2 protein-coding genes are annotated in these 2,937 nt (G+C 63.5%); both read right to left on the bottom strand.

What is annotated here, in order from left to right:
• Nucleotides 1-87: 87 nt before the first annotated feature.
• Nucleotides 88-1,761: a hypothetical protein gene (locus F8M74_RS37010; RefSeq protein WP_141259130.1), complete on the bottom strand. Its 1,674-nt coding sequence runs from the start codon at nt 1,759-1,761 to the stop codon at nt 88-90.
• A 347-nt stretch (nt 1,762-2,108) separates the two neighbouring features.
• Nucleotides 2,109-2,327, bottom strand: coding sequence for a hypothetical protein (locus F8M74_RS37005; RefSeq protein ID WP_153881064.1), 219 nt, complete (start codon nt 2,325-2,327; stop codon nt 2,109-2,111).
• Nucleotides 2,328-2,937: the final 610 nt, after the last annotated feature.

The raw sequence follows: 2,937 nt of genomic DNA, 5'->3' as shown, positions 1-2,937 counted from the left end.
CCCCCTCAACAGCGCCCCCATCCCTCTTATGCGTTGCGCGGCAACACCTGCCGTCACGCGCGCAGGCACTCCCATCCAACAGGGAAACTACGGATTCGCCAGGACGGGCAAATCCGGGACATAGATGGGGCTGTACGTCGTGACACCGCAGCGGGAAGCGTTATCCGCGATCGAGGTGCTGAAGTCGTTCAGGAAGACGACCCGCAGCGAGTAGCCTGGGGCGGCGCCGAAGATGCCGCGAAGGCGCTGCGCATCCGTGGCCGTGTCATTCACACCGAAGCGCACGGACGCTCGGCCGGACATGTTGTTCGCCTTGAACGTACAGCCCGGCGTGTACTGGTACGTCGACGTGGAGACGACCGTCGGCGACATGCGCGCCAGCAAGCGGGCGATGGGCAGGCCATTCCAAACGGGGTTGGTCGCACGGCTCAACGTCTGTGCATTCGGCCACGTGGTGGAGCCGTAGCGCGGAACGCCATTGGGGCCCGAGTAGAGCGTCGTCTGGGGCGTCACACCGGCGACGTAGTCATTCACGCCCAAGCCGCTCGCGAGCAGCGTCAGGTTTTCGCCCGAGGGGAAGAGCGTCGCGCTCCGGTTCATGTCGAACGCGTCGTACGGGACGTTGATCTTGATGGAGGGCGCCGGCAGCTTGAGATTGACGAGCAGCTCGTTGTTGCGCGTCGTCGAGCCATCGAGGAACAGCTGCACGTCCGTCGTCTCTGGCAGCGAATCGATGATGGAACTTTCGATGGTGGAAGTAATGCTGTTCGCCGCCTCGCTCTCGATGATGTCGTAGATGAGGGTGGGAATGAGGCCGAGAATGGGAACGACCTGGGTCGCCTCACACAGGAGCGGCCAATCGAGGCTCGCCTGGGGCGCATTCACCCATTGCACCGAAATGCCGGAGAAGTTCGCATTCAGCTTGAAGGTGCCATAGGCGCGAATCGTCGGGTCGCACCAAATTTTGAGATCCGTCTTGAATTTGAACGAGAAGCCCACGCCATTCGAGGTGACGGAGAGCTGGAGGCTATTCGGGTCGTAGCCGTAAATGCGGCGCGTGGAGCCGTCCGACGACGTGAGGACGGTCGAATTCGTAGCGCCATTGAACTTCGTGTAGAGCGCCTTGCCGAACATGTTCCACAGCTCGGCACGAGAGAAACCGATGGGTGCGGGGACGTAGTTCGCCTCGACGCTATCGACTTGCACCATCGGGAAGCTGTACGTCGCGGTGCCGCTGCCGAAGGTGCGCCCCACGGTGATGGTGACCTGGTTCGTGGAGCCATCTCCCAGATAGGGGAAGAATATCCACAAGTTGTAGCCGTAACGACTGGGGTCCGCGGGTTGGTACGAGGAGTCCTGGGCGGAATACCAATAGCCATCGGTATACGTTGGCGTCACGACGCGCGAGCCGACTTTGACCTCTTTGATGTACGTGCACTTGTCGGTAACGAGCTCGAAGCGGAGGCCTTTGGCGGAGACGTATTCGATGCCACCGCGGCTCATGCGGCCACTCTCGGGATTCCAATTCGCGGGTGCGCCGCCGCCGACATTGAGGGCCGCTGGGCTCATCAGCGTATTGCTGAAGATCTGCGGAGTGGTGCCCGCGTTGCCGCACGCATTCTGGACCGTCCCCCGGCTGCTGGTGAACGGGTCAGCTCGCGCGGAGAGCGACTCGGCTTCGTTTTCGGGGAGACCTTCCTGACCACAGCCAAAGGCGAGCGGCAGGAGCAGCAGGGCAGTGAGACGGCGCAATGAACGCATGGAAAACCTCGAGTGGAACGGAGTATCCCTGGCGCCGTGAGCAGACACGGGCCCGCAGTCCAGGACAGTCGCAGCGTGTCTACACTTCCACCCGGCGTGGGGCTTCCTCGCGGGCGCCAGATGCTTCCGCGTCCACGCCAATCCAAACGTGTGCGTGTTCCGGGTAAGTCTTTGCCGTGCCCCGTCGCGACAGGAACCAGCTTCTCGTGAGACCTCCATGGCCACATACGAGGAGGTGAGCCGTGGAGTTGGAGAAGGAGTTGGAGCAGTTCCGACAGGGAGCGCAGCGACTGAAGACCGGACGGCGCAGTGGCTCGTTGCCATCCCCGAAGGCGCTGCGTCCTCCTCTACGCGGCCCAGGGGCTGTTCTGCGGGTTCATCTTGTCGCCGCCGGACCAGCGGTGCATGTGCGCCCCCGCATACTTCAGGTAGAAGGGCACCCGTCCGCGACGTCCGATGCTGATGATTCGCTCGGTGCGCGTTTCGATGATCGTCGACTTCACCGTCAGCCGAGCTTCCGCGAGGCCCCGTATCTCCGCGTCCTCGTGCTCCAAGAGGGCTTGCATCCCCGGGGCGCTCTTGGCGAATGCGAAAATCGTCCCGTTCTTCCCCTTCTTCGTAGGGGGCTCGACGTCGAACTCCCGCAGGATGGCCGCGAACTTGTCGGAGCTGGACAGCGTCGCGCGGACCAGCTTGAGCAGCGAGGCAAGCTGCTCCTGAACCTTCGCGTCGTTCCCTCAAGCAGGTGCGCAGGAGGCGAGCGCGGGGCTTGAGGCAGCGGCCAGGAAGGAGCGGCTGAAGGAGAGGACACCGCGAGTGGACTTTCGCAGAGTTGCTCAGGAGGACGTTCGACTTCGACGTGTTCGCCTGCGTGAGGTGTGGAGGCAGGCGGCGACGTGAAGGGGGCCCCGGGGTGCGGGCAATTCTGCAGCACCTGGGCTTGCCGACGGCATGTGCGAGGTTGGCCCCGGCACGAGGGCCGCCCCAGGCCGCGTGGTGTTGAGGCTCAAGAGGCGCCAAGAGGTCCAGACCCCTGCTATGCACCTGATGGGAGCGCGGTTTGGGCAGGCGTGTACCCCAAGGGGGCTCAAGCGGCCTGTCCACCGGACGGGAGCATCACTCGGGCGGCCCCGCCAGCGGCTGTCTATTATACACATCTGACGCTGCCGACGATCT

Source organism: Myxococcus sp. CA023 (assembly GCF_010998615.1).
Classification (GTDB): Bacteria; Myxococcota; Myxococcia; order Myxococcales; family Myxococcaceae; genus Myxococcus.
The sequence above is the reverse complement of the archived record's forward strand: the minus strand, read 5'-3'. Positions and strand labels throughout refer to the sequence as shown.